Genomic DNA, 21,877 nt, shown 5'->3' on the forward strand with positions numbered 1-21,877 from the left:
CGGCAGTATCGAAAAACCTGGAGCGCTTCCTAGCCAGTATTCTCTTCTAAATTTATCGGTTTGTACGTGCGATAGATGCAATTTGGAATCATCATCGAGATATCCTGCCCTGAATCCTCCCAGCAAACCTCATCAATAATCGCCTGGGTAACTCTCTCGCGGAGGTAACTATTCAGAATTTCCAATTTGTATTGATCCCCGCCCAACTCTGTTTTTAATTTGTCTTGAGTACTATCCCGGTAATAGGTTCTGGATACCCGCTCTGCTTGCGAAAAGCCTGCATCGCTGAGCAATTGTAACAACTGGTCTTCCCGCAAAAAGAACCGATCCAAGAGCAACGATTCACGGTGTGTCAGCGCTGACAATTTTCGCTTTTGGGCACACAGTAAATCTTGGACCCCGGCAGACGCCGGCATCAAGTCCCAAACCAACAGCGGACCTCCCGGCTTCAAAACCCGATAACACTCCTGGAGAACCAGGGGCTGATCTTTATAAGGCACTTCGTGCAGGCCCATTCTGATTGCCACAGCATCAAATAATTCACTGGGATATGGCAAGTTTCTTCCGTCACCTATAGTGATATCGGCAGCTAGCAATTGAATATTTGGGTCAAGGTTTTCAAGCTGCGAAGGGTGGGAATCGCACAAGCTACATTGAATAATAACCCCATGAGCTTTGGCAAACTTAAGCAGGTAGCTACTCAGGACTCCCCTGCCACACATCAAGTCGAGAACTCGACAACCATTGCTGAGGCCCAGCGCCATAGCAAACTTCTCGAGTTCTTCTGGCTCACCCGCGCAAGTAACCGCCCCACCTCCTGTATCACCATATCCATCAGAGACAATTTCACAGCGTATTTGCAAGTTAAGCGCGGTAAATAGATCCAGCAGGTGGGGTGGGCCATGTAAGCTCGCCCGGTGATCGCCATCGGGCTCCAGATCAATGGAAAAACGCAACGAATAACTATCGTCGATAATTTCGGCTACGAAAGCCTGGGCCTCCTCACTAAGGGTCAGAAAAGTTTTAGGATGCCCCAACTGCTCTCGCTTCAGGTTTAAGGGTATGAACTTTCTTTTATAGCGCATAACGATCCTCAACCCACTAGGGTTTGGGCACTTACTCGAAGTCACTGGCCTCTATGACGCTCACACACTCAATACATCTAACAATCCGTAATTCTAATTTGTGACACTCCATTCTCCCCCTATCAAAGCCAGCAGCAGTTACCTCAGATTGGAACTTTTTTACATTTTTCCAGCTCTTACGGCCAGCTTTGGCGCAAACTCCGATTTGAGCCAAAGCTCTAGCAAGGTCAAAGAGAGTTGAATAGGTAGGATCAATCGAACAAATTAAGGCAAACTATTTCGCCGGATGGTAAATATCGCCTATTATATCGCCCAATTTAATAGTCTCGCCTGATCAAAAAATGGACGGGCATATGGACTCCCAGCCCATTGGGTAAACTTCGCAAATTGAGAGTTTTAAAGAGTACTTCATGAGCAATAACCATCATCGACTGATCATCCTCGGCTCAGGCCCTGCCGGCTACACCGCGGCTATCTACGCTGCACGGGCAAACCTGAACCCGGTTGTTATCACGGGTATGCAACAGGGTGGGCAGCTGACCACCACCACTGAAGTCGAGAACTGGCCGGGCGGTATTCCGGAGCTTCAAGGTCCGGACCTGATGGTGCAAATGCAGCAGCACGCAGAGCGCTTCGAGACAGAAATCATCTTCGATCACATCGAATCTGTTGATCTGAAACAGCGCCCTTTCACCTTGAAAGGCAACGAAACTTACACCTGTGACTCGCTGATTATCGCCACTGGCGCCTCAGCTCAGTACCTGGGCCTACCTTCTGAGGAAGCCTTCCAGGGACGCGGTGTCAGCGCCTGTGCGACCTGTGACGGATTCTTCTATCGCGACCAGAAAGTTGCTGTTGTCGGTGGTGGCAACACCGCCGTAGAAGAGGCCCTGTACCTCTCCAATATCGCCAGTGAAGTGACCCTGATTCACCGCCGCGACGAGCTTCGCGCAGAAAAAATCCTTCAGGACCGCCTGATGGATAAAGTGGAAAACGGCAATATCAATGTCTGCTGGCACAACACCCTGGACGAAGTGCTCGGTGACGACAACGGTGTAACTGGGCTGCGCCTGCGCAACACCCAGGACGACACCACTACAGAGCTGGACGTTTCCGGTGTATTTATTGCTATCGGTCACAAACCGAATACCGGTATCTTTGAAGGCCAGCTTGAAATGAATGGTGGTTACCTCATTGTGGAGAGCGGCCTGAACGGCAATGCCACTCAGACTTCTGTTCCCGGTGTATTTGCCGCAGGTGACGTATCCGACCATATTTACCGCCAGGCGGTAACTTCTGCGGGTACCGGCTGTATGGCCGCCCTGGACGCCGAGCGCTTCCTCGACGCCGAGAAGTAAGTCAAATCCCCGGGCAGAGCTTTTCTGCCCGGTATCCCCCCTCTACCGACAGGAGTCAGATCGTGGCAGGGAACACCCAAAGCCGCCTGATGTGGCTCGACCACACCGTTGTTGATTTTCCCCCAACTGAATTCGCACTGGATGACCCCAATGGCTTGCTGGCGGCCGGAGGAGACCTGACTCCCGAGTGGCTGGTTGAAGCCTATCAAAGAGGGGTCTTCCCCTGGTATTCAGATGACCAGCCGATCTTGTGGTGGAGCCCCTCCCCTCGCTGCGTGGTTATCCCGCAAAACTTTCGTATTGGCCGCACTTTGCGCAAAGTATTGCGCCGAGGAACCTTTTCGGTCACCTTCGACCAAGCCTTTCCCGAGGTAATTGAGGCCTGCCGTGCCCCCCGGGCGGATGAAACCGGCACATGGATCACCGATGAGATGTGCGACGCCTATATCGACATGCACCATCAGGGGTTTGCCCACTCAGTGGAGGTTTGGCGCGACGGTCAACTCGTTGGCGGACTCTATGGTATTGCGCTGGGGCGAGTGTTCTTTGGGGAGTCGATGTTTCACCGGGAGACAGACGCTTCAAAAGTCGCTTTTGTCCACCTCGTTCGGCAATTAGAATTGTGGGGCTGCCCACTGATCGACTGCCAGGTGAGCAATCCTCATCTCAGCAGCCTTGGGGCGGTGGAAATGTGTCGTAAGGATTTCGAACAACTGCTGGCAGACGGCGTTAAGCAGCCGCCTTTCCCGCAGCCCTGGAAGCTTTCGTGGACTTATGGGTAAATACTCTCAGCTGGATTCAGTGCGCCTATTGGCCACCCTGCCCCACCCCTGCGGTTACCTGCCGGATCGGGAGGCAACAACGGTGTTTGTCGATCCGCAAACAGAAGTGGATCAGCGTCTGTACAACCGCCTGTCAGAGCTGGGGTTCCGGCGCAGTGGTGCCTACCTCTATCGCCCCCAGTGCGCGACCTGTCGCGCCTGTATACCGGCTCGCGTGCCTGTGAGCCTGTTTGTCCCTGACCGCAACCAGAGACGCTGTTGGAAGCGCAACAAGGACCTGGACATATTCCATATCGAGTCCATCGATACAGATGAGCATTACGAACTCTACGCCCGCTATATCGAGCAGCGCCACGCCGATGGGGAGATGTATCCACCCAGCCGGGAACAATACCGCAGCTTCCTAAGCCAGGCTTGGGGGTCTACTCGCTATATTGAGCTGAGAGCCCGCGGCAAGTTGGTGGCAGTGGCGGTAACAGATATCCTGACTGCCGGGTTATCGGCCATCTATACTTTCTTCGATCCCGATGAGGACAAACGGAGCCTGGGCAGTTACTGCATCCTCTACCAGATCGAATGGGCCCGGCGCTTGGGACTACCTAATCTCTACCTGGGGTACTGGATTGAGAAGTGCCACAAAATGGCCTATAAAAGCCAATTTCGCCCCATCGAAATGTTAAAAGAAAACCGCTGGAGCCTTAAATCGCTCTAGTTCAACACACTCTCCCTTTGCTCTATCTTGCCTTTTCGTGCAAAATGCTCGCCCGTCAAGCCGCGGCTAGGCCAAAGAGCCTCCGGGGTAAAGGTCTGATCAAGTTATTGTAAGGTTGCTGCCGCATGGCAAAAGACGATTATATTGAAATGGAAGGCGAGGTGATCGACACCCTGCCGAACACCACTTTCCGCGTAAAGCTGGAAAACGGACACGTGGTAATTGCGCATATCTCTGGAAAGATGCGTAAAAACTACATTCGCATTCTCACCGGCGACAAGGTGAAAGTGGAGCTGACTCCATACGACCTGAGCAAGGGCCGCATTACGTACCGCGCGCGCTAATTCGCTCAGAGGTCAAATTCCGCAAGGCAATTTGACCTGAAATAAAAAAGCCACCTCTCGGTGGCTTTTTTATTGCCTGGCTGAAGCTAATTAACTTTAGGCGGGCACCGCCGTTTTAATCGCCAGCTCATCATCTTCAATAGTGACGCAAACACGCCCACCCTCTTCTGCCAACTCACCAAAGAGCACGGCTTCTGCCAAAGGCTTGCGCAGCTTGTCGCGAATCAGGCGGGACATAGGCCTCGCACCCATCTTCTCGTCATAACCCCGCACCGCCAGCCACTCTCGAGCCTCATCATCAACGACCAGTGTCACCTTGGAGTCATCCAACTGGGCCTGCAACTCAACGATAAACTTATCCACCACCGTCTTCACGACATCCAGAGGCAGAGAACGGAATTGAATAATATTATCGAGGCGATTGCGGAACTCCGGGGTAAACATCTTCTTGATCTCCTCCATTCCATCGGTGGAGTGATCTTGATGGGAGAAACCGATTGAACGACGGCTCATCACCTCAGCGCCCGCATTGGTTGTCATAATCAGGATGACATTGCGGAAGTCCGCTTTGCGGCCGTTGTTATCAGTTAGGGTACCGTGATCCATCACCTGCAAAAGCAGATTGAATACTTCGGGGTGTGCTTTCTCAATTTCATCGAGCAGCACAACACTGTGAGGGTGCTTGGTTACCGAGTCTGTCAGTAAACCACCCTGGTCAAAACCTACATACCCAGGGGGCGCGCCGATCAGGCGGGAAACCGTATGGCGCTCCATATACTCAGACATATCGAAGCGAATCAGCTCGATACCCATCACCTTCGCCAACTGGCGGCAGAGCTCTGTCTTGCCGACTCCGGTGGGGCCCGAAAATAGGAAGGAGCCGATGGGTTTCTCTTCAGAACCCAGGCCGGCGCGACTCAGCTTAATCGCAGTACCCAGGGCATCAATCGCGCTGTCCTGCCCAAACACCACCATTTTGAGGTTGTCATCCAGGCGTGATAACTGCTCCTTGTCAGAAGCAGACACGCTCTTGGCAGGTATTCTCGCCATCTTGGCGATAACCATCTCAATCTCACAAACCCCAATAACCTCTTTGCGGTCCTCTTCAGGCAGCAAAGATTGGTAGGCTCCCGCTTCATCGATTACATCAATGGCCTTATCTGGGAGGAATCGCTCGGTGATGTGACGACTGGATAGCTGCGCAGCAGCATCCAAAGCTCCATCGGTAAAGCGGACCTTGTGGTGATCCTCAAAGCAGCTTCTGAGCCCCTGCAATATTTGCACGGTCTCTTCCACTGAGGGCTCACTGACATCGATCTTTTGAAAACGGCGCGACAGCGCGCGATCTTTTTCAAAGATACCGCGATATTCAGTAAAAGTAGTGGAGCCTATGCAGCGCAATTGACCGCTGGAAAGTAGCGGCTTAAGCAGGTTGGAGGCATCCATGACGCCTCCTGAAGCGGCGCCGGCCCCGATGATGGTGTGGATCTCATCAATAAACAGTACCGCGTGCTCACGCTTCTTGAGTTCCGCCAGCAGCGCCTTAAAGCGCTTCTCAAAATCACCGCGATACTTGGTCCCAGCCAGTAGGGAGCCAAGATCCAGAGAGTAAATAGTGCTCTCTTTCAAAGGTTCGGGGATATCCTCATCGACAATACGCCGTGCCAAGCCCTCAGCAATTGCCGTCTTGCCGACACCGGACTCACCCACCAACAGTGGATTGTTCTTGCGGCGACGAGCGAGAACCTGCGTGACACGCTCCACCTCAGGTGCACGTCCCACAAGCGGATCAATACGGCCAAGAATTGCCTCTTGATTGAGGTTGGTGGCGTAGCTTTCCAGGGGGTCGGAACCACCTGGCTCAGCGCCCCCGCTAATTTCCTCATCTACCTGCTCAGGTGCAGTATCGGAACCGTGATGGTGATTGTTACCGCTGGAGCCAACTCGGGAAATTCCGTGGGTGATGTAGTTAACGACGTCTATCCGGGCAACACTCTGCTGCTTCAAGTAGTAAACAGCCTGGCTCTCCTGCTCACAAAAAATGGCGACCAGGACATTTGCCCCTGTAACTTCCTTTTTACCGGATGACTGGACATGGAATACGGCCCTCTGCAGGACCCTCTGGAAACCCAATGTCGGCTGGGTTTCTCGATCTGTATCGGCCTCCGGGATCAACGGTGTTGTGGAGTCCACAAACTCCAGGAGTTCACGGCGCAATGCACTTAAATCCGCCCCGCACGCATGTAGAACATCTGCTGCGGATTCGTTATCCAAGAGCGCCAGCAATAGGTGCTCAACGGTCATGAATTCATGCCGTTTCGCTCGAGCACCTTTGAACGCTAGATTAAGCGTTACCTCTAAGTCCTTGCTGAGCATCTAAACCTCAAACCCTAATCGCCAATATTTCCCGCCGACTCCGCTGGTAGGCGCGCACCCTTCGCCGGCGTTTATATCCTGGCTGATTCCCTTCAGGTGACGGGACCCTTTGTTCAAAGCAGTTTTTGTCAGAATCAATCCTCTTTGCTTTCGTCCGCTTCAATTTCACATAACAGGGGATGCTCATTCTCTTGAGCGAACTGATTGACCTGTGCGGCCTTTGTCTCCGCTATATCCCGAGTATAGACACCACACACTGCTTTTCCCCGTGTGTGAACCTGCAACATTAACTGTGTGGCGCGCTCCCGGTTTACTGAAAAAAACAACTCCAAAGTCTCAACAACAAAATCCATGGGGGTGTAGTCATCATTGAGCATAATGACTTTATACATCGGCGGCCGCTTCAGCTGCGGCGGCGCCTCCTCAAGGGCCAACCCACCATCGAAATCATCGAAGTACGGGTTGTCTCCATCGGAGTCACTGGAGCTTAGTTTAATGATTCGCGAAGTACTCATAACAATTATCAATGAATTCTATCGAGCCTGAAAATTGCACCCAATGCAACCTTCAATGACGTGACATTGTAACCTTATTTGACCTTTGACACAGCGGTCAGCGGGGAACCTTGACAATCCCCCTGCTGTTGACTACAAGAGGTAGTGACCGCTACATCAAACGTTAGTCGCAGATAGGATCGCAGCCGACTAACCAGCAGGTCAAATAAATATAAAAACTCTGTAAGGTGGCCAGGGGCCACTCAGGCAATTAGAGGGAATCGTTATGCCTACCGGTACTGTAAAGTGGTTCAACAACGCTAAGGGATATGGGTTTATTCTTGCAGATGAGGGAGGGGAGGATCTGTTCGCGCACTATTCCGCAATTCAGATGGAAGGCTACCGAACCCTGAAGGCCGGCCAGCAAGTCACCTTCGATATTATTCGGGGAGACAAGGGCTACCACGCTGCAAATATCTCCGCATTGACCTCCGAAACCACTTCACCCAACACTTCGAGCAAAAGCGAATCTGATGCAGTACACACAGAAAAGTCGAGGGAGAAGGAAGCGGAAGCTGTCGGCTAAGCGAGCCCAGCAAACAGACAATAAAAAAGCCCTTCACCAATGTGAAGGGCTTTTTTCATGGGGCTCGGACCAACTTAAAGCCAGCCCGGCCTCACGGATGTAGCTTAAGCCATGTGCTTGATAACTTCGTCACCAAACGCAGAACAGGACTTCAGCTCAGCACCGTCCATCAGACGCTCGAAATCGTAGGTTACGGTTTTGGCTTCGATAGCCCCTTCCATACCCTTGATTACCAGGTCAGCAGCTTCGTTCCAGCCCAGGTGACGCAGCATCATCTCAGCGGAAAGAATCAGGGAGCCCGGGTTAACCTTGTCCTGGCCAGCGTACTTAGGCGCAGTACCGTGGGTTGCTTCGAACAGGGCAACGTCGTCGGACAGGTTTGCGCCCGGAGCGATACCGATACCACCAACCTGTGCAGCCAGTGCGTCAGACAGGTAGTCGCCGTTCAGGTTCAGGGTAGCAATTACGTCGTACTCAGCCGGACGCAGCAGGATCTGCTGCAGCATAGCGTCAGCAATTACGTCCTTAACAACGATTTCCTTGCCAGTCTTCGGGTTCTTGAAACTGTGCCAAGGACCGCCGTCCAGCGGCTGAGCGCCAAACTCGTCGCGAGCCAGCTCGTAACCCCAATCAGCGAAGGCACCTTCTGTGAACTTCATGATGTTGCCTTTGTGTACCAGGGTTACAGAATCGCGATCCTGGTCCACAGCGTACTGGATAGCCTTGCGCACGAGACGCTTGGTACCTTCTGCAGAAACCGGCTTAACACCGATACCACAGTTCTCAGGGAAACGGATCTTCTTAACACCCATCTCGTCCTGCAGGAACTTGATAACTTTCTTAGCTTCGTCAGTGTCAGCTTTCCACTCGATACCAGCGTAGATATCTTCGGAGTTTTCACGGAAGATAACCATGTCTACCTTGTTCGGCTCTTTAACCGGAGAAGGTACACCGCTGAACCAGCGCACCGGGCGCTGACATACGTACAGATCCAGCTCCTGACGCAGGGCTACGTTCAGGGAACGGAAGCCGCCGCCTACTGGAGTGGTCAGGGGGCCTTTGATGCTAACAACGTAGTCTTTGATCGCTTCCAGAGTTTCGGCCGGGAACCAGTCGCCAGCGTAAGTCTCTGCCGCTTTCTCACCGCAGTAGATTTCCATCCACTCGATTTTCTTTTCGCCGCCGAAAGCTTTTTCTACAGACGCGTCGATCACCTTGCGCATTACCGGGGTGATATCCACACCGATGCCGTCACCCTCGATGAAAGGAATAACCGGGCGATTCGGAACATTCAGCGAACCGTCGGAATTGACTGTAACTTTTTCGCCGTCTGCCGGCACTTGGATATGACCCATATTGCGTAAACTCCCAAAATTCTATGACTTTTTAGGTCCAGCGTTGCTTGCACCGCTCCCCCGGGACCTTAGGGCGGGGATGAAAAACGGCGGGATTATAGCAGCCTCGGCTAATTTTTGTAGTTGGATTACAATACTCAATTTTTCTTATGGCAAAGATTATTCTCCTCAACAAGCCTTTTGGCGTATTAAGCCAATTTACAGATGATCTGGATCGCGCCACTCTGGCTAACTTTATCCAGCACAAGGGATTCTATGCGGCGGGCCGCCTGGACTACGATTCTGAAGGATTACTACTTCTGACTGATGATGGAGCGCTACAACATCAAATCAGTCACCCCAAGCGGAAGATGCCCAAGACCTATTGGGCCCAGGTGGAGGGTGACATTACTGATGATGCCCTTTATATGCTCAAGCAAGGGGTCGACCTGAAGGATGGCCGAACCGCACCTGCCAAGGCCAAGCGCCTACCTGATATGGAGCCCTGGCCCCGCACGCCGCCAATTCGCGAACGCAAATCGATCCCAACCAGCTGGCTGGAGCTGACTATCTCCGAGGGGCGGAATCGCCAGGTAAGGCGGATGACTGCGGCGGTAGGCTTCCCTACCCTGCGGCTAATCCGGGTGGCGATAGGCAGCTGGAAGCTCGACTCATTAAAGCCTGGCGAGTATCGAACGGAGGAGGTTTTTAGCGCTCCCAAGCCCCGAACAAAGCCGGCAAACAACCGCAATCGACCGCGCCGAAAGCGATAATCTATAACGGAAGATCAAAGCGGTCTTGGTCAAATGGGGCGTTCGCAGGTAAAATTCGCCCCCCTTTCATACCAGTGAAGTAGTGACTGTCCTTCTTATGCCTGATTCCACCCACAACAAACAGCCAAAGCGCGTCATCGTCGGTATGTCCGGCGGTGTGGATTCCTCTGTAGCCGCACATCTGCTGATCCAGCAGGGCTATCAAGTGGAAGGCCTGTTTATGAAAAACTGGGATGAAGACGACGGCACAGAATACTGTACCGCCAAGGCAGACCTGGCTGATGCCCAGGCAGTTTGTGAGAAATTGGGCATCAAGTTGCACACCGCCAACTTTGCTGCGGAGTACTGGGATCACGTATTTGAGTACTTCCTGGCAGAGTATAAAGCCGGGCGCACTCCCAATCCGGACATCCTGTGTAACCGGGAAATAAAATTTAAGGTCTTTCTTGAGTACGCCGAAGTGCTGGGTGCCGATGCAATAGCCACCGGGCACTATACCCGCCGCCGCGATATCGATGGCCGCACCTATTTATTGAAGGGCCTCGACGGCAACAAGGACCAGAGCTACTTCCTACATGCGGTGGGAGAAGCCGAATTTGCCCGCTCGCTCTTTCCTCTAGGAGAGCTGGAGAAGCCCGAGGTTCGCCGTATCGCTGAAGAAAACGGCTTTATCACCCACAACAAGAAAGACAGCACCGGCATCTGCTTTATCGGCGAGCGCCGCTTCAAGGATTTCCTCGAGCAGTACCTGCCCGCCCAGCCCGGCGATATGGAAACCCCAGAGGGTGAAGTCATGGGGCGCCACGCGGGCCTGATGTACCACACCATTGGCCAGCGCCAGGGGCTCGGTATTGGTGGCGTCAAAGGTGCAGGCGAACAGCCCTGGTACGTTGTCGGAAAAAACCTGGAGCGCAATGTATTGATTGTGGCCCAGGGTGCACACCACCCCCTGCTTTATGCAACGGGGCTGGAAGCAACACAAACCCACTGGATTAATGGCGCAGCACCGGGCAAAACTTTCCGCTGCCAGGCCAAGACCCGCTATCGCCAACCAGATCAGGATTGCACCGTGCACCTGCAGGACAATGGCGATTTGGTTGTAGAGTTCGACGAGCCACAACGCGCAATCACACCGGGACAATCTCTGGTACTGTACGATGGAGAAACCTGTCTAGGTGGTGCGGTGATCGAGAAAGCCACGGGAGTTGGCGCCGTAGTACCGGAAAAATACAAGAAAGATTAAGGAGTAATTTTGAATAACTGGCGGGATCAGGCACTGGCACTGGCAGGAATATTCCAATCCGCAACACTGGTGGAGCGCCTGGCCAAAACAGGCTCTGCACCGCAGGAACAGCTGGAAACCGGGGTATATAGCCTCTTCCAGCTCAACCCTGATCGCACTGAAGATATATTCGCCGGTGCAGACAAGCTGCTGCCCGGCTTAAAAGTATCGCAGCAAATACTAAAGACCCGGCAACACCCGGAATATACCGACGGCCTACGCTACGCCCTCTCGGTGATCTACCTGCAGCGACAACTCAGCAAGAATAATGACCTGCTATCAATCATTGGCAGCCGATTGGATAAGGCCAAGACTCAAGCAGAGCACTTCGAACTGACTCACGAGAATGTATTTTCCAACCTCGCCAGCATCTACAGCGATACGCTAGGTACCTTCCGCTTCCGGATTCAAGTACTGGGTGACTTCAATTACCTGCAACAGCAGCGTATTGCCAATCAAATTCGCTCCATGCTATTTGCCGGCATCCGCTCGGCAACCCTATGGCGGCAGCTGGGTGGGCGTCGCCTGCACCTTCTGTTCCAGCGCAAAAAGCTTTTGAATGCGACCAACGAATTGATCGCACATATCGAATCTATAGAACACTAATCCCGGAGATTTACTATGACAGTTGAGCTTTCCGCACTCACAGCGGTATCCCCTATTGATGGTCGCTACGAGAGCAAGACTGCCCCCCTGCGTGAAATTTTCAGTGAATACGGCCTGATCCGCGCCCGCGTTGAAGTGGAAGTACGCTGGCTGCAAAAACTTTCCGCACATAAAGAGATCGCCGAAGTTGAGCAGTTCGACGAAGCTGCCAACAAGCTGCTCGACAGCATTGTGGCCGACTTCTCCCTGGAAGATGCTGAGCGCATCAAGGAAATCGAGCGCACCACGAACCACGATGTAAAAGCGGTTGAATACTTCCTCAAGGATAAAATCAGCAGCAATGCCCAGCTGGCAAAAGTGAGTGAATTCGTACACTTTGCCTGCACCTCTGAGGACATCAATAACCTGTCCCACGCCCTGATGCTTCGCGCCGGCCGCGACAACGTCATGTTGCCTGCGATGGAAGCCCTGATTGACGCTATCGTAGGCCTGGCCCAGGACTTTGCCGACGTCCCCATGCTGTCCCGTACTCACGGCCAGACTGCCAGCCCGTCTACTGTTGGTAAAGAACTTGCCAACGTGGCCGCGCGCCTACGCCGCCAGGTAGCCCAGATTAAAGCGGTACCGCTGCTGGGTAAAATTAACGGTGCGGTAGGTAATTACAACGCTCACCTGTCCGCCTATCCCAATATTGATTGGGAGCAAAATGCTGAAGAATTCATTTCTTCTCTGGGCCTTAGCTGGAACCCCTACACCACCCAGATCGAGCCCCACGACTACATTGCTGAGCTGTTCGACGCTGTTGCCCGCTTTAACACCATCCTGATCGATTTTGACCGCGATGTATGGGGCTACATCTCCCTGGGTTACTTCAAGCAAAAAGTCGTAGCCGGTGAAGTTGGCTCCTCCACCATGCCGCACAAAGTTAACCCCATTGACTTCGAAAACTCCGAAGGCAATCTGGGTATCGCCAACGCCGTATTCCAGCACCTGGCAGCCAAACTTCCAGTATCCCGCTGGCAGCGCGACCTGACAGACTCCACCGTGCTGCGCAATATGGGGGTGGGTGCGGGCTACTCTGCCATTGCCTATGCCGCCACCATGAAAGGCCTGGGCAAACTGGAAATCAACCGCGAGCGCCTAGCGGAAGACCTGGATAATTCATGGGAAGTGTTGGCAGAACCGATCCAAACGGTTATGCGTCGCTACAACATTGAAGAGCCTTACGAAAAACTGAAGGCCCTTACCCGTGGCCAGGGCATCACCCGTGAAACCCTGAAAGTATTTATCGAGAACCTGGAGATTCCCGCAGAAGCCAAGAGCGATCTGCTGGAAATGACTCCGGCATCCTATATCGGTAACGCCGTAGAACAAGCTCGCAAAATTTAACCGAGCCCAGCTACCAGCCGCACCCAGTGCGGCTGGTCATCTTTTAAAAAATACAAAAGTACGCTGGATAGTTTCCGAACCTCAGAATATCCAGATACAAACCCCAGCCTTCTGACAGTGAGAGTTACCGTGGCCAGCCCCCTTACCCATCTTGGCGACATGCCCATCGAAGTTTTTATGCGTGACTACTGGCAGCAGAAACCCCTGCTGATACGCAATGCTTTCGCCAACTTTGAATCACCCATCTCGGGTGAAGAACTCGCTGGTATGGCCCTGGAGGAAGCGGTCGAGTCTCGCTTGGTATTGGAAAATGGTGAGAGCGGCCCCTGGGAGCTGCGCACCGGTCCATTCACTGAAGAGGATTTTCTCTCCCTCCCTAAAACCCACTGGACCCTGCTGGTACAAGCTGTCGATCAGTGGATGTCAGAAATTGCTGAACTAAAAGATTTCTTCCGCTTTATCCCCGACTGGCGGCTGGATGATGTGATGATCAGTTACGCCGCCGATAAGGGCAGCGTTGGTCCCCACTACGATCACTACGATGTGTTTCTTCTCCAGGCCGAAGGCAAGCGTTTGTGGCAACAAGGCCCCAAGGTGGATGAAAGCAATCCCCGCCTGGAAGGAACGCGCCTCAATATCCTGAAAGAATTCGAAGCAGAAAACAGCTGGGTACTAGAGCCCGGCGATATGCTTTACTTGCCGCCCCAATACAGCCATTGGGGAATAGCCGAAGGTGGGTGCACCACGATCTCTATTGGTTTCCGCGCGCCTTCCGCCGCGGCGATCCTCGAAGATCTCGCCGCTGAAATCGCTATGGATTTGCCGGACAGCCAGCGTTACACCGATGCCGGTGCTGAAGTGGCGAAAAACCCAGCGGAAATTGACCCCGCCTCTGTTGCCCGCCTGCAACAACAACTCGGCGAATGGCTGCAGCAGCCGGAGAAAATCGCCCAGTGGTTTGGTGCGGTTATGACCGAAGCAAAATACCCGGATACTGTCGCCCTGGATGCTGACGATGCTGCAGACTGGCGCGAACAAATGCCCCGGGGAGCACAACTGGTTTTAAATCCCGCTTCCCGCACCGCCTTTTGCCGCGAGCCAGCCACTTTGTTTGTTGATGGTGAAGCCTTCCCCTGCCCCCTGGCGTTTGCCGAGCAGTTTGCTGAATCCCATGAAATTTCCTGGGATGATATCGAAGCCTTCCCGGAAATAGCCGAAGACAGCGCCCTTCTCGATCAGCTGGTTGCACAGGGCACCTTGATCTACCCTCCTGAGGATTTCTGAGATGCCAGTAGCTATACGCCTAGCGGATTGGAACACTGACCGGGACGCAATTCGTTCAATTCGCGAAGCAGTTTTTGTACAGGAACAACAGGTACCTGCGGACCTGGAATGGGATGATCAAGAGGAGACATCCCAGCACTTCCTCGCCTACCGCGAGACAACTCCGGTTGCCACCGGACGCCTCACCCAAGGCGGAAAAATTGGTCGTATGGCTGTGCAAAAGTCTTCACGTGGGTGCGGCATCGGGGCCCAGCTATTACAAGCCATCTGCGAGCAGGCGAAGGAACAAAACTTTCAGCAAGTCCATTTACATGCACAGCAACATGCCGAGGGGTTTTACTTGCAGGCTGGGTTTGAGGTGGAAGGCGACGTGTTTTACGAAGCGGGAATTCCCCATATCAAAATGGTGCGCAGCCTGATTTGACCATTTTGAGGCCTGCCACCAGCAACCATATGGCAGGCCCGGCCCCACCTCAACTCTCTACTGGGGCATAGCGCTTCTCGACAAAGTGAGCCAAAGGCGCTATCCCCAACACATACACTATCCAAAGCCCGAGCCCCCAATAGGGATTGAAAAGGGTCAACAAGCACGCCAGGATACTGGTACACAACATCACCATGCTGACCACTAGTACACGGTGCGCGGATACGTTCGTTCGATTCGCAGCGACACACCACATACCCGCAATTGCTATAGCGGCCACCGCATAGCTTGCTGATAATAAGATCACTGACCAAACCTGGTCAGGATATTCCCCCATCAAACTTGCTGGAAAAGGAATAAACGCCACCGCCCCCAATAGCAAAAAGTTAAAACTGGTAAAGGCTACCGATTTAAATTGATGGTCCGACATCAGATGATTGTGGGTAAGCCACAGCCGGCAGAGAATTGCAAAGCTCAGTATCCAGGAAAAAAAATGGGGCAACTGCTGAAGAATATTGCTGTGGAAATCCTCGCCCGGCTTTATATCCTCCAGATCGGGAATCTGGATATTAAAAACCAACAGCGTCATAGCAATGGCAAAAACGCCATCACTGACGGCATTAATACGGCTAGCCAAGAAAGACTTTCGACGCATGGGCCACCATCGATTGCCAAGGTTGCATACTCATTAAAGCCCAGTCCCGAAGCAGGATCTCACCTCCAGTATCAAGATGCCAACAGCGTTCACACCACTCACATCCCTTCCACCTGATAACGAGCCACGGAATGTTTCTATTGGGGGGATAAAATTATATGATAACGACTTTTTAAGTGTATTCTTTTAAATAAAGGGTCTATTGAAGCTCCTCAATACGGCACCGCCTAGCAAATAGCATTCAACTTCAACAGCCGTTGGCGATACTTTGATCAAACCTAGCTGCCCGATCGATTTCAATCCTGCTTACTATCAACTACTTGTGTTCGGGCTACGGCTCCTAATTGCTCTAAGATCTATCTAATGCGACTTGTTTCATACCCATTTAAAACCCTAGCGCTTTATCCCTATTGGTCGCTGCAATCATAAGCAGGAGCTGAGGAGTGAAGCCCAAGGCCGAGACGTGGCAATAGACACCGATAAAGAAAAGCCTATGGGGCAGAAACACTTCCGCTACGCGTCTTGGACAGTTGCAGTCATATTTTTCAGCGCCAGCGTAACCAACTCAATCCTATTTGCCCTACTATCACCTAGCCTCACTCAAGAACTCAATCTCAACCATCAAAGCTTAGGGATGCTGGGAGGATATTACTTTGTCGCCTATTCTATTGGTCAACTGACACTTGGCTCACTATTGGGCCCTATAAGTCCACGGTATTTACTGAGTATCTCAGCCGCCCTCGCCGCTAGCGGCTGTGTAATTTTTGCCAGCAGTCATTCTTTCGGAACAGCCCTTACAGGGCAGCTCTTAGTCGCACTTGGATTATCCAGTAGCTTCTTGGGAGTTATCTATGTTATCGGACGGGATTTACCTAATAAGTTTTCACTAATGGCCGCTGTTAGCCAAGGACTAGCTAATTTCGCAGCAGCTTCACTCTCATTACTTATCGGTTTGTTAGATATCGAAGTCTCATTCCGGGAGCCCTACTTCATCGCAGCGCTATTTTTTATTTGCCTTGCTGTGCTGCTATTTATTTTTATTGGCAGCAATCAAAACTCTTCCCATGAACTCTCCGTAAAAAAAGCTACTCAATTTGAAAAGCTAAATTCATGCTTCAAATCAAGAGCTTTTTGGCTGGCCCTCACCTTCTACTCCTGCCTTTTCGGCGTAGTTATCGCCTATTCTGATTTATGGAATATACAGTTCCAAGTTGATTTTTTTCGTGAAACATCCAGGGAAAGTGCCCTACTCAATGCGATGATTTCAACGGGCATCATTATCGGCAGCTTTATTGTCGGTGCTTGGTCTCATTACCGGGGAGATTATGTAATTCCAGCGAGAACTTTTAGTTTCCTCTCAATTATTGCTGTCACAGCTTTACTGAGTATTCACTTGTCGGACTCCTGGACTTTGGCGGCAAATTTTCTCTTAGGGTTTGGCCTCAGCAGCTCAATTCTATCTCTCTCGATAGTGCAATCTGAACTTCCTGAAAAGGCGCACGCCATTGCCTCTGCCCTTATTGTAACTGGGGGCTTTGTCTTAGGAGGGGTAATTCAAACCCTCATAGGGCTCTCACTCGATCAAGATATAGAGTTCGCTTATATCCGCGCCCTCAGCGATTTATTAGCCAGACTTTTTGACTTTGCTCCACAACCCACACAGAAATTCTACAATTACCAAGCGGGATTTCAGCTAATCGGGATTGTCGTCCTCGTAGGCTGCATCAGCAGCCTACTCTTGAATAGCAAAAAGCTAGTCAAGAAATGAGGTCCTAAAATCGGAAGTTCGTAGTGCTAAGCCTGCGATTCGACGTCCTAAATGTACGGCTGTAAGTCGGTCCAACTTATGAATTTCACCAGCTCCCTCAGCGACAGCTACCAAGCCCGACTGACAACCACCCCGGTTTCTACCAAGGGAATCTTGACTCGGTAGAATATCCAGGGGAACCCACAACATGCCCATTTGTGCAGCAAAGACCTGTAGAGTCCTGATGGTACCTAGCTGATCACCGCTAAAATTACTACCAACAGTAAATCCTGCAGATAACTTATCCAGCCAGCACCGATCTCCATAGCGCTCACTTGCTGCATCCATAAATGCTTTGAATTGAGCGGAGACAGTACCCATAAAGGTCGGCGAACCCATTACTATGGCTTCACATTGATCCAACTGAGCTAATAATGACTGGTCTTCATAACGTCCGTGAAGAATGCTCTCTCCCTGAATCTCAAGGGCAACACCAATACACTTCTCTAGCGTGTTAACCCCCTCCACCACGGACTCCGCAAGAACTTTACTGCAACCAGATACAGAATGGTAAACAACCCCTACCCTCTTCATATGACTCGCTCCGCTATGCCGTCTGACTCAAATATCCGGCCTAACCTTTGATCAATTTCTCTGCCAGACGGCACTTCTATCCCAAAGATATCCAGTAAAGTAGCCCGAAGCTCATCAACATCCGCTAACATGACAACACTCTTGGAGCCTAAAAGTGGTTGATAGCTTAACTGTCTATTGAAAAGTGTATGCCGCCCCTCTGGGAAAGACCGAGCAACAATCAAGTGCTCTACAAACCTGGATTTAGGGTGCGTTGAACAATACCAACTACCAATTTTATAATCGCCATGAGTTTTAGGTTTCAAGTCAAAGCTGTACATAGGTTGCCAACCACTATCGGTTGTAACCTCTAACAGGTACTCATCATCTATTAAAGTAAAGCGGTAAACACCATGCGGTGTGCTCTGACGATCACTGGAGTCTAAATTGAGTGGTGCAGTCAAAGTGTTACTTCCAAATCCCGCATCTATCAGGAAGCGTGTACCCTCAAGCTCCACCATCAGAATCATATGCGACTGAGCGGGTTGATGCCCTATCGGCATTTGCCACAGTATCCGTGCGGCGAGGTTCGTAACTTTAAAACCGATTTGCCCTAACACTGCCCCTAATAAGGCATTTTGCTCGTAACAATAACCTCCACGTTTTTGTTGTACCAACTTGGCCTCAATAGATTCCAACTCAATATCCACGGGGCTTCCCAAAAATGAAGTGACGTTCTCGAATGGAATCGTACGGACGTGCTGGGTCAACAACTGCTGTAGACACTGCAAGTTAGCACCCGGGGCTCCATCAAAATTAATACGGTCTAAATATTGCTGCAAGTTAATACCAGGGGTACCCATCTCGATTGTCTCCTCAAAATCCGGGCTCATAAACAATAGACGGGAGCTTAATACCTAAACCTAACTTGAGGTCAATAGCTTTTTTTCATCTTCTACACTGCTTATCAATCAGAAATCAATCACAGCCAAAGCTCAGGAAGACCCCTAGCCAGCGTAATCTTCAATATTGCTAAACAATCAGGTAGCGACTAAGTGGAAATACTGTTTTTGGGGACATCATCAGGCACTCCGACCAAGCAGAGGAATGTTTCTGGTATTGGGCTATTAGAAAGCCTGGGAAAGAACTGGTATTTGATCGACTGTGGGGAAGGTACCCAGCAGCAGATTCTACATACTAACTTATCACTAAACAGGCTAAGTGCAATCTTTATCACCCATAAGCATGGCGATCACTGCTACGGACTCCCTGGTCTACTTGGTAGCTCAGGAATGCAACGAAGGACAAAACCACTGACACTTGTTGCTCCTGGGGCCGTCTATGATTGGCTTCTATCAACTCAAACAATCACAGAACTCTATCTTCCATTTGAACTCAACTTCATTCCTGTTGAAAATTCACCCCAAATAGAAATAGGACAGTTCACCACAACCACTATACAACTTTCCCACAGGGTCCCCTCTTATGCGTACAGTTTTACAGAAAGATATGTTGAGGTTACATTAGATACACAAAGTTTACTTACCACCGGTATCCCTAAAGGACCGCAATGGGGGAAGATAAAGAACGGTATCGATGTCGTTCATCACGGTAAAATATACACTGCAACGGACTTTATTCTAAAGCCGAGGCCTCCACGTAATATTATAATTTGCGGAGACAATGATAACCCTGAGCTTTTAAAAGATACCTGTGCCAACTGCAATGTCTTAGTGCATGAATCGACTTATGCAAAAGATTTGGCTCAGAAAGCGGGGCATGTAGGGCACAGCTATTCCACCCAAATAGCCTCTTTTGCCGAAGGCCTTTCAATTCCCAACCTGGTTCTCACACATTTCAGTACACGCTACCAAAAAGATAGCAAGGCGAGCTGCTCAATTGATACTATCAGAAAGGAAGCGCAGTTGATTTATAAGGGACAACTATATTTAGCTGAGGATTTTATGCATCTTTTTCTAGAAAAATCTGGGCAACTCGTCCAAAAACAGTAGGCAACTATACCCAAAGAACAGATAGCATTCATAAACGGATTCTTTGAGAGCATATTTCATTTTTTTACATAGTATATGTACTCAGATCAGACGAATAGACTATTAAACACTAGAGGAGATAACAGGGTTCACTTGATTAACACCTTTAACCATATCGCCAGAACAATTATTTTACCACAGTGCCATCGGTCCAAAATCCTGGCATAAAGGTCTTATCTTGATAACTCCATTTAAAAGGCAGAAGCTCATCACTATCTAAAATAACCTAAAGCCACACTTCCATATTTTTAATAGTACGTTTAATATTTGCCTCCATCTCCTCGCTAAGACTTTTAGGTATATCTTGCTTATCTATCCACTCATGGTAGCCATAAGTTTCGATAATGTCGGGCCACCAGACATTAGTGAGAAATTTATGCTCTGGAAAATTGAGGTAACGCCCCTGAGGCAAAATTGGTATTTCACGTAAAGCAATTTCCTTTTCATCTTCAGTATCAATGAAGTCATGCTGCCAAAACATTGAAAGGTCATCACTATCATCCGCAATGCGGGGATCTCGAAACCTGAGAGTAGAATCCTTAGGAAGAACAACAATAACACCAAACAAAGTGATTGCCGGAACCGTCTTCGATGTATTTAACATATATATAAACGAAGATCCAAAGGACCTATCGTAATACTGATAATCTCTATGATCTTTATTCCAAACTAATTTTCCAAATGCGAAAGGAGAATCAGAGTTAATACCTACTCTTATTTCATGAGATGCCAACCCTACACGATTGAGTAAATACTGTTTGATTTTTGAACTGCCGCTTTTAACCGTACGCAGGAAACCTTCCGCTAGCTTATCATTCCCTATAGAATAATGCGTTTTCATAGTAATTTCCTGGGGTTTATTAGAAGGGGAGCTACCCTACTCCACTGAAGCTAGCTTGAAATTATAGCTCCTCCAAAATTCAGAAAATCAATATAGTGACTAATAATACACCAGGCACTATTTGATTGAGAAACTGCCATTTTCTCGCACCGATTATAGTTATATGCCCTTCACTATACAGCTTGGCATATATTAAATATAAGACTATACCCCACAAACTGTTTAACCAGGCAATATTTAGTTATCCACTTTTACTATCACCTTCCCCAACATGTTCCAGTAAAATAGATTTACTCATACAGAATTCCTATATCTCCCTTCAGCTTGCAAGGGAACATCTGTATACTTATTAATTAATAAGTAGGACTAAGCCAATGGTTTCCCTAAGTGACCTTCCCAGAAAAAAAGATACCGAACCAGATCGAAAATTTATTGAGGCTTTAGCTCGTGGGTTGGATGTACTCCGAGCTTTTCAACCTGGTGATGGCTTCCTGGGTAATTTGGAGATCGCCCAGCGCACTGGCCTGCCCCGCTCCAGTGTTTCCAGGCTGACTTATACCCTGACGAAATTAGGCTATCTGACCTACTCTGATCGAATGGAAAAATATCAGCTGGGTAGTGGCGTTCTGGCTCTTGGTTATGCTTTTGTCTCAAATCTCACAGTCAGACAGGTAGCCAAGCCTTTAATGCAGGATCTGGCCAACTCTACCGGCACCGCTGTTGGTCTCTCTGATCGGGATCGGCTGGATATGATTTTTGTCGAATTCTGTGCTCCAGCAAATGTCACAACCTTTCGCCATGAAATCGGTAATCGCGTACCTATAGCTTCCACCGGCTCCGGGCGAGCCTTTTTGGCAGCACTCCCTCAAGAAGAACGGGAATATTTTTATGGCTACTTGGAGAAAAAAGCTGGTGATCAATGGCCAACGATCAAAGCCGGTATTGAAGAAGCGGTCAACAGCTACCAGCAGCGCGGCTTCTGCTGCTCTTTTGGCGAGTGGAATCGCGATGTCAACGGTATCGCGGTACCTCTCTCTTTAAGCCAAGGTCATATTTACACTTTTAATGCTGGCGGACCTGCTTTTAGGCTTAACCCGGAATTTTTAGAAAATGAGGTAGCTCCTCTATTGAAAAATTTGGTAGGCAATGTCGAAGCTATGTTAATTCGATATTAGTTGACT

At 50.3% G+C, this 21,877-nt stretch carries 22 protein-coding genes; 14 read left to right on the forward strand and 8 right to left on the reverse strand.

Annotated features, from left to right (window positions below; translation table 11 throughout):
• Positions 1-29 precede the first annotated feature (29 nt).
• Positions 30-1,085, reverse strand: a complete 1,056-nt coding sequence (locus ACJJIZ_RS15055; protein WP_282933071.1) for a methyltransferase domain-containing protein — start codon at positions 1,083-1,085, stop codon at positions 30-32.
• Between the two features lie 410 nt (positions 1,086-1,495).
• Between ACJJIZ_RS15055 and trxB the strand changes: the two genes are divergently transcribed.
• The 4 genes from trxB to infA all read left to right on the forward strand — a co-directional run bounded on the left by trxB (position 1,496) and on the right by infA (position 4,281).
• Positions 1,496-2,443, forward strand: coding sequence for a thioredoxin-disulfide reductase (gene trxB / locus ACJJIZ_RS15060; RefSeq protein ID WP_282933072.1), 948 nt, complete (start codon positions 1,496-1,498; stop codon positions 2,441-2,443).
• Positions 2,444-2,532: 89 nt separating this feature from the next.
• On the forward strand, positions 2,533-3,225 hold the full coding sequence (gene aat / locus ACJJIZ_RS15065) for a leucyl/phenylalanyl-tRNA--protein transferase (protein ID WP_444916208.1): 693 nt from the start codon (positions 2,533-2,535) through the stop codon (positions 3,223-3,225).
• Entirely contained in the window at positions 3,218-3,937 is a 720-nt protein-coding gene (locus ACJJIZ_RS15070; protein ID WP_413662222.1) for an arginyltransferase, read from the forward strand. The genes aat and ACJJIZ_RS15070 overlap by 8 nt, the downstream gene beginning before the upstream one ends.
• Positions 3,938-4,062: 125 nt before the next feature.
• On the forward strand, positions 4,063-4,281 hold the full coding sequence (gene infA / locus ACJJIZ_RS15075; RefSeq protein WP_010130378.1) for a translation initiation factor IF-1: 219 nt from the start codon (positions 4,063-4,065) through the stop codon (positions 4,279-4,281).
• Positions 4,282-4,377: 96 nt separating this feature from the next.
• On the opposite strand, the gene clpA is transcribed toward infA, so the two are convergent.
• Positions 4,378-6,657, reverse strand: coding sequence for an ATP-dependent Clp protease ATP-binding subunit ClpA (clpA, locus tag ACJJIZ_RS15080; RefSeq protein ID WP_413662223.1), 2,280 nt, complete (start codon positions 6,655-6,657; stop codon positions 4,378-4,380).
• A 134-nt stretch (positions 6,658-6,791) separates the two neighbouring features.
• Positions 6,792-7,172, reverse strand: a complete 381-nt coding sequence (gene clpS, locus ACJJIZ_RS15085; protein ID WP_444913975.1) for an ATP-dependent Clp protease adapter ClpS — start codon at positions 7,170-7,172, stop codon at positions 6,792-6,794.
• Positions 7,173-7,437: 265 nt separating this feature from the next.
• On the opposite strand from clpS, the gene cspD reads away from it, so the two are divergent.
• A complete protein-coding gene (gene cspD / locus ACJJIZ_RS15090) occupies positions 7,438-7,737 on the forward strand; it encodes a cold shock domain-containing protein CspD (RefSeq protein WP_413662225.1) in 300 nt (99 codons plus the stop codon).
• 104 nt (positions 7,738-7,841) lie between these two features.
• Here the strand turns inward: cspD and icd are convergent, their stop codons facing one another.
• Positions 7,842-9,092, reverse strand: coding sequence for an NADP-dependent isocitrate dehydrogenase (gene icd, locus ACJJIZ_RS15095; RefSeq protein WP_020415259.1), 1,251 nt, complete (start codon positions 9,090-9,092; stop codon positions 7,842-7,844).
• A 149-nt stretch (positions 9,093-9,241) separates the two neighbouring features.
• Here icd and ACJJIZ_RS15100 point away from each other — a divergent pair, with 149 nt between their 5' ends.
• The 6 genes from ACJJIZ_RS15100 to ACJJIZ_RS15125 all read left to right on the forward strand — a co-directional run bounded on the left by ACJJIZ_RS15100 (position 9,242) and on the right by ACJJIZ_RS15125 (position 14,829).
• On the forward strand, positions 9,242-9,844 hold the full coding sequence (locus tag ACJJIZ_RS15100; RefSeq protein ID WP_444894067.1) for a pseudouridine synthase: 603 nt from the start codon (positions 9,242-9,244) through the stop codon (positions 9,842-9,844).
• 97 nt (positions 9,845-9,941) lie between these two features.
• The gene (mnmA, locus tag ACJJIZ_RS15105; RefSeq protein WP_413662228.1) at positions 9,942-11,087 is read left to right on the forward strand and encodes a tRNA 2-thiouridine(34) synthase MnmA; all 1,146 of its coding nucleotides are present in this window, start codon (positions 9,942-9,944) and stop codon (positions 11,085-11,087) included.
• Positions 11,088-11,093: 6 nt separating this feature from the next.
• Entirely contained in the window at positions 11,094-11,732 is a 639-nt protein-coding gene (gene hflD / locus ACJJIZ_RS15110) for a high frequency lysogenization protein HflD (RefSeq protein WP_413665869.1), read from the forward strand.
• A gap of 15 nt (positions 11,733-11,747) precedes the next feature.
• Positions 11,748-13,121 carry an adenylosuccinate lyase gene (gene purB, locus ACJJIZ_RS15115; protein ID WP_413662229.1) on the forward strand — a complete coding sequence of 458 codons (1,374 nt, stop codon included), beginning with the start codon at positions 11,748-11,750 and terminating at the stop codon, positions 13,119-13,121.
• A gap of 129 nt (positions 13,122-13,250) precedes the next feature.
• A complete protein-coding gene (locus ACJJIZ_RS15120; protein WP_444913225.1) occupies positions 13,251-14,405 on the forward strand; it encodes a JmjC domain-containing protein in 1,155 nt (384 codons plus the stop codon).
• 1 nt (position 14,406) lies between these two features.
• On the forward strand, positions 14,407-14,829 hold the full coding sequence (locus ACJJIZ_RS15125) for a GNAT family N-acetyltransferase (protein ID WP_444913976.1): 423 nt from the start codon (positions 14,407-14,409) through the stop codon (positions 14,827-14,829).
• A gap of 49 nt (positions 14,830-14,878) precedes the next feature.
• Here the strand turns inward: ACJJIZ_RS15125 and ACJJIZ_RS15130 are convergent, their stop codons facing one another.
• Positions 14,879-15,484 carry a TMEM175 family protein gene (locus tag ACJJIZ_RS15130; RefSeq protein ID WP_444897520.1) on the reverse strand — a complete coding sequence of 202 codons (606 nt, stop codon included), beginning with the start codon at positions 15,482-15,484 and terminating at the stop codon, positions 14,879-14,881.
• A gap of 493 nt (positions 15,485-15,977) precedes the next feature.
• On the opposite strand from ACJJIZ_RS15130, the gene ACJJIZ_RS15135 reads away from it, so the two are divergent.
• Positions 15,978-17,252: an MFS transporter gene (locus tag ACJJIZ_RS15135; RefSeq protein WP_444916209.1), complete on the forward strand. Its 1,275-nt coding sequence runs from the start codon at positions 15,978-15,980 to the stop codon at positions 17,250-17,252.
• On the opposite strand, the gene ACJJIZ_RS15140 is transcribed toward ACJJIZ_RS15135, so the two are convergent.
• Positions 17,238-17,825 (reverse strand): flavodoxin family protein, encoded by a 588-nt coding sequence (locus ACJJIZ_RS15140; protein ID WP_444913977.1) that lies wholly within the window; start codon positions 17,823-17,825, stop codon positions 17,238-17,240. The two genes, ACJJIZ_RS15135 and ACJJIZ_RS15140, sit on opposite strands and share 15 nt — an antisense overlap.
• Complete coding sequence (locus ACJJIZ_RS15145) at positions 17,822-18,667, reverse strand: arylamine N-acetyltransferase family protein (protein ID WP_444913978.1); 846 nt, start codon at positions 18,665-18,667, stop codon at positions 17,822-17,824. Before ACJJIZ_RS15145 ends, ACJJIZ_RS15140 begins: the two co-directional genes overlap by 4 nt.
• 192 nt (positions 18,668-18,859) lie before the next feature.
• On the opposite strand from ACJJIZ_RS15145, the gene ACJJIZ_RS15150 reads away from it, so the two are divergent.
• The gene (locus ACJJIZ_RS15150) at positions 18,860-19,816 is read left to right on the forward strand and encodes a ribonuclease Z (protein ID WP_444913979.1); all 957 of its coding nucleotides are present in this window, start codon (positions 18,860-18,862) and stop codon (positions 19,814-19,816) included.
• A 265-nt stretch (positions 19,817-20,081) separates the two neighbouring features.
• On the opposite strand, the gene ACJJIZ_RS15155 is transcribed toward ACJJIZ_RS15150, so the two are convergent.
• Positions 20,082-20,696, reverse strand: a complete 615-nt coding sequence (locus tag ACJJIZ_RS15155; RefSeq protein ID WP_444913980.1) for a hypothetical protein — start codon at positions 20,694-20,696, stop codon at positions 20,082-20,084.
• A 374-nt stretch (positions 20,697-21,070) separates the two neighbouring features.
• Between ACJJIZ_RS15155 and ACJJIZ_RS15160 the strand changes: the two genes are divergently transcribed.
• Entirely contained in the window at positions 21,071-21,871 is an 801-nt protein-coding gene (locus ACJJIZ_RS15160) for an IclR family transcriptional regulator (protein ID WP_444913981.1), read from the forward strand.
• Positions 21,872-21,877: the final 6 nt, after the last annotated feature.

The sequence above is a fragment of the Microbulbifer maximicatervae (SeqCode) genome (assembly GCF_052467225.1).

Coding starts and splice junctions, on each gene's coding strand:
- ACJJIZ_RS15055 (WP_282933071.1), bottom strand. CDS start 1,085: ATGCGCTATAAAAGAAAGTTCATACCCTTAAACCTGAAGCGAGAGCAG.
- trxB (WP_282933072.1), top strand. CDS start 1,496: ATGAGCAATAACCATCATCGACTGATCATCCTCGGCTCAGGCCCTGCC.
- aat (WP_444916208.1), top strand. CDS start 2,533: ATGTGGCTCGACCACACCGTTGTTGATTTTCCCCCAACTGAATTCGCA.
- ACJJIZ_RS15070 (WP_413662222.1), top strand. CDS start 3,218: ATGGGTAAATACTCTCAGCTGGATTCAGTGCGCCTATTGGCCACCCTG.
- infA (WP_010130378.1), top strand. CDS start 4,063: ATGGCAAAAGACGATTATATTGAAATGGAAGGCGAGGTGATCGACACC.
- clpA (WP_413662223.1), bottom strand. CDS start 6,657: ATGCTCAGCAAGGACTTAGAGGTAACGCTTAATCTAGCGTTCAAAGGT.
- clpS (WP_444913975.1), bottom strand. CDS start 7,172: ATGAGTACTTCGCGAATCATTAAACTAAGCTCCAGTGACTCCGATGGA.
- cspD (WP_413662225.1), top strand. CDS start 7,438: ATGCCTACCGGTACTGTAAAGTGGTTCAACAACGCTAAGGGATATGGG.
- icd (WP_020415259.1), bottom strand. CDS start 9,092: ATGGGTCATATCCAAGTGCCGGCAGACGGCGAAAAAGTTACAGTCAAT.
- ACJJIZ_RS15100 (WP_444894067.1), top strand. CDS start 9,242: ATGGCAAAGATTATTCTCCTCAACAAGCCTTTTGGCGTATTAAGCCAA.
- mnmA (WP_413662228.1), top strand. CDS start 9,942: ATGCCTGATTCCACCCACAACAAACAGCCAAAGCGCGTCATCGTCGGT.
- purB (WP_413662229.1), top strand. CDS start 11,748: ATGACAGTTGAGCTTTCCGCACTCACAGCGGTATCCCCTATTGATGGT.
- ACJJIZ_RS15125 (WP_444913976.1), top strand. CDS start 14,407: ATGCCAGTAGCTATACGCCTAGCGGATTGGAACACTGACCGGGACGCA.
- ACJJIZ_RS15130 (WP_444897520.1), bottom strand. CDS start 15,484: ATGCGTCGAAAGTCTTTCTTGGCTAGCCGTATTAATGCCGTCAGTGAT.
- ACJJIZ_RS15135 (WP_444916209.1), top strand. CDS start 15,978: ATGGGGCAGAAACACTTCCGCTACGCGTCTTGGACAGTTGCAGTCATA.
- ACJJIZ_RS15140 (WP_444913977.1), bottom strand. CDS start 17,825: ATGAAGAGGGTAGGGGTTGTTTACCATTCTGTATCTGGTTGCAGTAAA.
- ACJJIZ_RS15145 (WP_444913978.1), bottom strand. CDS start 18,667: ATGGGTACCCCTGGTATTAACTTGCAGCAATATTTAGACCGTATTAAT.
- ACJJIZ_RS15155 (WP_444913980.1), bottom strand. CDS start 20,696: ATGAAAACGCATTATTCTATAGGGAATGATAAGCTAGCGGAAGGTTTC.
- ACJJIZ_RS15160 (WP_444913981.1), top strand. CDS start 21,071: ATGGTTTCCCTAAGTGACCTTCCCAGAAAAAAAGATACCGAACCAGAT.